Here is a 6,985-nt window from a genome sequence, read left to right as displayed (position 1 = left end):
GGCCGAGGGCGCCACCGCCGCCGGCCGCGCCGCCGACCCGTGGCTGGGTGCGGGCTACGCCCCGGCCGGCGTCGGAATCTGGTCCACGGCGGAGGACCTGGCCCGGCTCACCGCCGCGATGCTCGCCGGCACCGCCCCCGGCGCCGACGCCGCCATGCCCCGCTTCGACGCCGGGGACGACGGCCGGATCGGGTACGGCTGGTTCACCAGCCGGCACGGCGACCGGGAGGTCGTCTGGCACAACGGCGGCACCAGCGGCTTCCGGGCCTTCCTGGGCTTCGACCGGGCGGCCGGCCGAGGTGTGGTGGTGCTCGGCAACACCACACGCGACGTGGACCCGATCGGCCTGCGACTGCTCGACGTCTGAGGTGACGCGGCGGTCAGCGGGCCCGGTCGGCGGTGTCCTCGTCGCGCCGGGCCAGCGCCGAACGGCGGTAGCCGTACAGCGCGTAGACGACCGCGCCGAGCAGGAACCAGGCGCCGAACCGCAGCCACGTCACCGGGTCGAGGAACGTGATCAGCCAGATCGAGAAGATCACGCCGAGCGCCGGCACCACGGGCATGCCGGGCAGCCGGAACGTACGCGGGGCGTCCGGGCGGCGGTAGCGCAGCACGATCACCGCCACGCACACCACCACGAACGCCAGCAGGATGCCGATGTTCGTCAGCTCGGCGGCCTGCCGGATCGGCAGGAAACCGGCGATCAGCGCCGAGCCCACACCGACGATCCAGGTGACCCGGGTCGGCACCCGGCGTACCGGGTGCACCTTGGCGAACCAGCCGGGCAGCAGCCCGTCCCGGCTCATCGAGAACCACACCCGGGTCACGCCGAGCATGAACGTGAACATCACGGTGAGGATGCCGATGATCGCCCCGACCGCGATCACGCTGGCCAGCCCGGAGAGCCCGACCGAGGCGAACGCGGAGGAGAAGCCGCTCTCCGGGTCGATGTCCCGGTAGTTCTGCATGCCGGTGAGCACCAGCGTGGCCAGCACGTACAGCACCATCGAGACGACCAGTGACCAGATGATCGCCTTCGGCATGTGCCGGCGGGCGTCGCGCGACTCCTCGGCGGCGGTGCTCATCGCGTCGTACCCGAAGACGGCGAAGAAGACGGTGGCCGCGCCGGTGATCGCGCCGCCGACGCCGAACGGGAAGAACGGCGAGTAGTTGGCGGTCTTCACGTGGAAGAAGCCGACCACGATCACCAGCAGCACGACAGCGACCTTGAGGCCCACCACGAACGTCTCGAACCGGGCGGCGGCCTTGATGCCCCGGGTCAGCAGGAACGCGATGAGCAGGCAGAGCACCACCGCGAACAGGTCGACCCGGTGCCCGTCGCCGGTGCCGGGCGCGCCGAGCATCCAGGCCGGCAGGTCCGCGCCCAGCTCGTTGACGAGGAAGCCGAAGTAACCGGAGATGCCGATGGCGACCACGGCGACGATGGCTGTGTACTCCAGCAGCAGGTCCCAGCCGATGAACCAGCCGACCGCCTCACCGAGCACCGCGTACCCGTAGGTGTAGGCCGATCCGGCCCGGGGGATCATGCCGGCGAACTCCGCGTACGACAGCGCGGCGGCCGCGCTGGCCAGACCGGCGATCAGGAACGACACCAGCACGGCCGGGCCGGCGGTCTCGTTCGCCACCGCCCCGGCCAGCGCGAAGATGCCCGCGCCGATGATGCCGCCGACCCCGATCGCGGTGAGCTGCCACAACCCCAGTTCGCGGGAGAGGCCCGCGTCGGTCTCGTCGGCGATCTGCTCGACCGGCTTGCGCCGGAAGATGCCCTGTCCCACGGCCATGCCGGTCCCTCCCGTCGCACCGACGTACTCCGGCGGGGCCGCCGCCGTCCGGCGAGCCGCACCCGCATGGACGAACGTAGATGCTCGGCGCGAAGATCGCAGCGCGACGGCGGCGGTCAGCCCGGCGGCGGGCCGGCCACCAGCCGCCAGTACTGCCGTTTGCCCTCGTCGCGGACCACGACGCCGAGCCGGGCCAGCTCCCCGTGCAGCTCCCGGGTCTCGGCGTCGTGGCTGCCGTCGAGCGCCCGCTGCCGGGCGCGCAGCAGGGCGTCCGCGCCGGGCGGCAGGCCGGGCAGCCCTTCCACCCACCGCCGGTACGCGTCCCGGTGCGGGTCCTGCCCGGTCCACGGCCAGCCCTGCCTGGTGAACGCCTCCCGCAGCCGCTCGGCGTCCAGGTCGGACTTCTCCCGGGCCAGCTCGCCACCGGCGGTGTCCAGCAGCACCAGCGCCTTGCCGTCGACGAACACCCCCGCCACGTCGGCGCGGGCCAGGTCCCGGCCGTGCCCGTCGCGGTGCAGCCGTACCGTCCGGTGCCCGACCGTGACGGTCAGCCGCTCGCGGACCGCCACCACCGCCAGGAACAGCCCGCCGAGCAGGCCCACCCCGGCCCCGATCGGGTACGACCGCTCGTCCGGCCACCGGGCGAGCAGCTCGAACAGGCCCTGGAACGGGAACCAGGCCAGCCCGGCGATCCAGCCGGACAGCGCGGTTAGCCCGGCGCCCAGACCCGCCCCGAACAGCGGGAATCCCGCCCAGAACAGCACCAGCTCGCCGCGTCCGCCGTCGACCACGACGTCCTCGCCGGGTTGCCAGGCGGCCACTGTCAGGACACCTCCCGGCGCATCGTGCGAACCAGGCCGGCGACCAGCGGCAGGAGCACCCAGACGGCGAGCGATACGCCGAGCCGGCCCCACTGCCCGCCGGTCATCTCGGCGCCGAGCAGCGGCTCCATCGTGTACGAGGTGTCCAGCCAGCGAGCCGGCTCACGCAGCGCCGAGATCATCGCGGCGAGCAGGCTCCACACGGTGGGCAGCAGCAGGTAGGTGACGATCGCCAGCGGCGTGTTCAGCAGCAGCAGGCCGAAGGCGGCGCCCATCAGCACGCTCGCCACCTGGAACACGGCCGCGTGCGGCAGCAGTTGCCAGTCGAACGTCCAGGTGCCCGCCCCGCCGGAGGCGCGGGCGGCGAGCGTGCCGACGGCGGCGACGGCCAGGCTGACCAGCACCGAGGCGAGCGCGGCGAGCACCACCGCGGCGAGTTTGGCGACGATCACCCGTTCCCGGCGGGGCACCAGCGCGAACGTGGTGAGCGCGCTGCGCTGCGACCACTCGCCGGTGATGGAGAGGATGCCGAGCACCGGCAGCAGCAGCCCGACCGGCAGCAGCGACGGGGTGAAGAAGGCGGTGAACGTCTGGTCCGGCGCGTCGACGACGAACAGCTGCACCACCACGATCGCGGCCGCGATCAGCCCGATCGTGATCAGCAGCCAGCGTCCGGCCCGGGTGTCGGCGAGCTTGCGCAGCTCGACGGCGGTCAGCCGGGCCAGCGTCGGTCCGGCGACGGCGGCCTCGGGACGCGGCGGCGCGGGGGTACGGGTGGCGGTGGTCATCGGACGGCCTCCTTGGTCGACGCGCCGGCGGTGAGGGTGAGGAAGAGTTGTTCCAGGCCGCCGCTGCCGGCCGGGCGCAGCTCGGTGAGGACCAGTCCGGCGTCCGCCGCGGCCTGGCCGACCTCGCCCGGCTCGGCCCGGACCACGAAGCCGCCGTCGGTGCCGGCGGTGGCGGGCAGCGCGGCCCGGTCCAGCGTCAGGCGCAGGGCGTGCGCGTCACGGGCCCGCACGAGGGTGCCGGCGCCGGCGAGCAGCTCGTCCTTGCCGCCCTGGGCGACCACCCGGCCGCCGCCGATCACCACCAGCCGGTCGGCCACCGCCTCCACCTCGCGCAGCAGGTGCGAGGAGAGCAGCACCGTGCCGCCCCGGTCGGCGAAGTCGCGCAGCAGGCCGCGCATCCAGAAGATCCCCTCCGGGTCGAGGCCGTTGGCCGGCTCGTCCAGGATCAGGACCCGGGGGTCGCCCAGCAGCGCCAGCGCCAGGCCGAGCCGCTGCCGCATGCCCAGGGAGTACGCGCCGACGCGGCGCCGGGCCGCGGTGTCGTTCAGGCCGACCTGGTCGAGTGCCGTCGCCACCCGTCCCCGGTCCACGCCCATGGTCCGGGCGGCGAGCGTGAGCGTCTCCCGGCCGGTCCGCCCGGCGTGCTGCGCCGAGGCGTCGAGCAGCACGCCGATCTCCCGCCCCGGGTTGGGTAGCTGCCGGTAGGGGCGGCCACCGACTGTGGCGCCGCCCGAGGTGGGCGGCGTCATCCCGCAGATCATCCGCATCGTGGTGGACTTCCCGGCGCCGTTCGGCCCGAGGAAACCGGTCACCGAACCCGGTTCGCACCGGAACGTGACGTCCTCGACGGCGGTGTGCGGGCCGTACCGCTTGGTGAGCTGGTCGACTTCGATCATGCCGTCGAGCCTGCCGGGGCCACCCGGTCACGCGCTGCGGCCGGCGGTCTGCGCCGCCGTCGACCTCGGTTCACCGCAGGCGTCGACTTTGGTAGCTGGTAGCCGGGCCGGAGGGCTTCCTAGCATGGACGGGTGACCAGCGCCGCCGTACCCGATCATCCCTGGCTCCTGCCGGGCTCCCTGGTGCCCGCCCGAGCCGCCCGGCGGACGCCGCGGGACTGGTTCGTGGACGGCATGCTGTTCGTGGCCTCGCTGCTCTGGGTGCTGATCGCGCACGGCGACGTCACCAGCGCCACTCCGGAGTTCGGCCTCAACGCCGGTCCGACCTGGCTGGAGGAGGTCGACCTGCTGATCGGCCTGCTCGTCAGCGGCGCGCTCTGGCTACGCCGCCGCTGGCCGGTCGGGCTGGCGGTGGCCACCGCGCCGCTCATGTTCTTCTCGGTCACCTCCGGTGTCGCGTTGCTGATCATCATGTTCACCGTCCTGGTCCACCGGCCGCTGCCGGTGGGCCTGGGGCTGGTGGCCTGGCAACTGTTGAGCCTGCCGGTCTACCTCGCGGTCCGGCCCGACCCGACGCTGCCGGTCTGGGCCTCCGCCGTGTGGACCGGGCTGTTCATCTGCGTGGTGGTGGCGTGGGCGCTGTTCGTCCGGGCCCGCCGCCAGCTCGTGCTGTCCCTGCGGGACCGGGCCGAGCGGGCCGAGGCCGAGCAGCAACTCCGGCTCGACCAGGCCCGGCAGCTCGAACGCGGCCGGATCGCCCGCGAGATGCACGACGTGCTCGCCCACCGGATCTCCCTGCTCAGCCTGCACGCGGGCGCGCTGGAGTTCCGGCCGGACGCGCCGCCGGAGGAGGTGGCGCGGGCGGCCGGGGTGATCCGGGCCAGCGCGCACGCCGCGCTCCAGGACCTGCGCGAGGTGATCGGCGTGCTGCGGGCCGAGGTCGGCTCCGAGGCCACGCCGGAACGGCCGCAGCCCACGCTGGCCGACGTGCCCGCGCTGGTCGCCGAGAGCCGCGACGCCGGGGTACGGGTCGCCGTGGTCGACGAGGTGATCGAGCCGGAGGCGGTGCCCGCGGCGATCGGGCGCAGCGCGTACCGGATCGTGCAGGAGGGGCTGACGAACGCCCGCAAGCACGCGCCCGGCGCGGTGGTGACGGTCCGGCTCGCCGGGGGCCCGGGGGACGGGCTCGTGGTGGAGATCGTCAATCCGTGGCCCGTCGGTGCGCCCGCCACCGCTATCCCGGGTGCCGGCACCGGGCTGGTCGGGATCGCCGAGCGGGTCACGCTCGCCGGTGGCCGCCTCGAACACGGACGGGACGCCGACGGCGGGTTCCGGCTGACCGCCTGGCTGCCCTGGGCGGCGACCCGGTGAGCGCGCCGGTGCGGGTGCTCATCGTCGACGACGACCCGCTGGTGCGCGGCGCGCTGTCGATGATCCTCGGCGGGGTGCCCGACCTGGCGGTGGTCGGCGAGGCCGCCGACGGCGCCGAGGTGCCCGACGCCGTCGCCGCGCACGCCCCGGACGTGGTGCTGATGGACATCCGCATGCCCCGGGTCGACGGGCTCGCCGCCACCGAGGCGCTGCGTGCCACCGCGGAACCGCCCGAGGTGCTGGTGCTCACCACGTTCGACGCCGACGAGCAGGTGCTGCGGGCGCTGCGCGCCGGGGCGAGCGGCTTCCTGCTCAAGGACACCCCGCCGGCCGAGATCGTGGCGGCGGTACGCCGGGTCGCGGCGGGGGAGGCGACGCTGTCGCCGGCGGTGACCCGCAAGCTCATCGCGCACGTCACCGCCACCGCGCCGGCGCCCGGCCCGGACCCGAAGCGGGAGCGGGCGGTACGACTGCTCGACGGGCTCTCCGAGCGGGAGCGGGAGGTCGCGGTGCTGCTCGGCCGCGGCCGGACCAACGCGGAGATCTCCGCCGAGCTGTTCATGAGCGTGGCGACGGTGAAGGCGTACGTGTCGCGGCTGCTGACGAAGCTCGACCTCAACAACCGCGTGCAGGTGGCCCTGCTGGTCCAGGACGCCGGCCTGGTCTGACGCGCAGAAGCTCTCATTCGTGATAGTTCCAAGAATGAGAGTGTCGCCTCTGACGCATGCGTCTCCTGCCGACCGACAAGGCGGTCGACGGTGTCACGGCGATCGGGCCGGCCGAACTGCTCGCCGCGTGGCGGGATTGAACTGCTGCCGTTTCCCGGCCGTACCAGTGGTCGAGGATGTGGTGCGGCCGTTCCGCCGTACCGCTGCGAGCTGCGGGAGGCCTGCCGTGCGAGTTGGTGAGCAGTCGACGGATCCCATCGACCAGATCCTGGGCGAGGTGCCGGTACCGGCGCCGTTGACCCCCGAGGACGTCCGCCTCGCGGTCCGGGCGGTGGTGGTGCACGCCGCCGAGGAGTGGCCCGCGGGGCCGAAGTGCCGCAACGACGGGTCGTCGTTCCCCTGCCGGTTGCATCGCTGGGGCCGGCGGGTGCTGGAGACACACGGTCTCAACGACCGTCAGATCGACGCGCTGATCCGGCACGGCAACCCGTTCGTGCACGTGCCCTTCCCGTTCGTGCTGACCGGGCCGTCCGGCGCCCGTCCGGCCCCGGGGCAGGTGGCCCGCCAGGCCGGACAGGTGACGCGGCCGGGCGTACCCGGTCAGGCCGGCCGGCCCGTGCCGGGGCAGCAGGCCCGGGC

Annotated in this window: 8 protein-coding genes; 4 read left to right on the top strand and 4 right to left on the bottom strand. The window is 74.1% G+C overall.

The features are described 5' to 3' along the window. A partial coding sequence (locus AC2CHG_RS28850) for a serine hydrolase (protein ID WP_484525980.1) occupies positions 1 to 367 on the top strand: 367 nt, incomplete at its 5' end. Between the two features lie 13 nt (positions 368 to 380). On the opposite strand, the gene AC2CHG_RS28845 is transcribed toward AC2CHG_RS28850, so the two are convergent. From AC2CHG_RS28845 to AC2CHG_RS28830, 4 genes are all read right to left on the bottom strand, one after another. Continuing rightward, entirely contained in the window at positions 381 to 1,802 is a 1,422-nt protein-coding gene (locus AC2CHG_RS28845; RefSeq protein ID WP_484525979.1) for an amino acid permease, read from the bottom strand. A gap of 116 nt (positions 1,803 to 1,918) precedes the next feature. Further along, positions 1,919 to 2,623, bottom strand: coding sequence for a YqeB family protein (locus tag AC2CHG_RS28840; protein ID WP_355507314.1), 705 nt, complete (start codon positions 2,621 to 2,623; stop codon positions 1,919 to 1,921). Positions 2,624 to 2,625: 2 nt separating this feature from the next. Then, positions 2,626 to 3,411 carry an ABC transporter permease gene (locus AC2CHG_RS28835; protein WP_484525978.1) on the bottom strand — a complete coding sequence of 262 codons (786 nt, stop codon included), beginning with the start codon at positions 3,409 to 3,411 and terminating at the stop codon, positions 2,626 to 2,628. Further along, positions 3,408 to 4,307, bottom strand: a complete 900-nt coding sequence (locus tag AC2CHG_RS28830) for an ABC transporter ATP-binding protein (protein ID WP_262014895.1) — start codon at positions 4,305 to 4,307, stop codon at positions 3,408 to 3,410. The genes AC2CHG_RS28835 and AC2CHG_RS28830 overlap by 4 nt, the downstream gene beginning before the upstream one ends. 132 nt (positions 4,308 to 4,439) lie before the next feature. Here AC2CHG_RS28830 and AC2CHG_RS28825 point away from each other — a divergent pair, with 132 nt between their 5' ends. The 3 genes from AC2CHG_RS28825 to AC2CHG_RS28815 all read left to right on the top strand — a co-directional run. Continuing rightward, positions 4,440 to 5,678 (top strand): sensor histidine kinase, encoded by a 1,239-nt coding sequence (locus tag AC2CHG_RS28825; RefSeq protein ID WP_484525977.1) that lies wholly within the window; start codon positions 4,440 to 4,442, stop codon positions 5,676 to 5,678. Further along, positions 5,651 to 6,346, top strand: coding sequence for a response regulator (locus tag AC2CHG_RS28820; protein ID WP_484525981.1), 696 nt, complete (start codon positions 5,651 to 5,653; stop codon positions 6,344 to 6,346). The genes AC2CHG_RS28825 and AC2CHG_RS28820 overlap by 28 nt, the downstream gene beginning before the upstream one ends. A gap of 226 nt (positions 6,347 to 6,572) precedes the next feature. After that, positions 6,573 to 6,985: hypothetical protein (locus AC2CHG_RS28815; RefSeq protein WP_484525976.1), on the top strand; the 413-nt coding region annotated here is incomplete at its 3' end.

The organism is Micromonospora sp. ATLC20 (assembly GCF_057196585.1).
The sequence above is the reverse complement of the archived record's forward strand: the minus strand, read 5'-3'. Positions and strand labels throughout refer to the sequence as shown.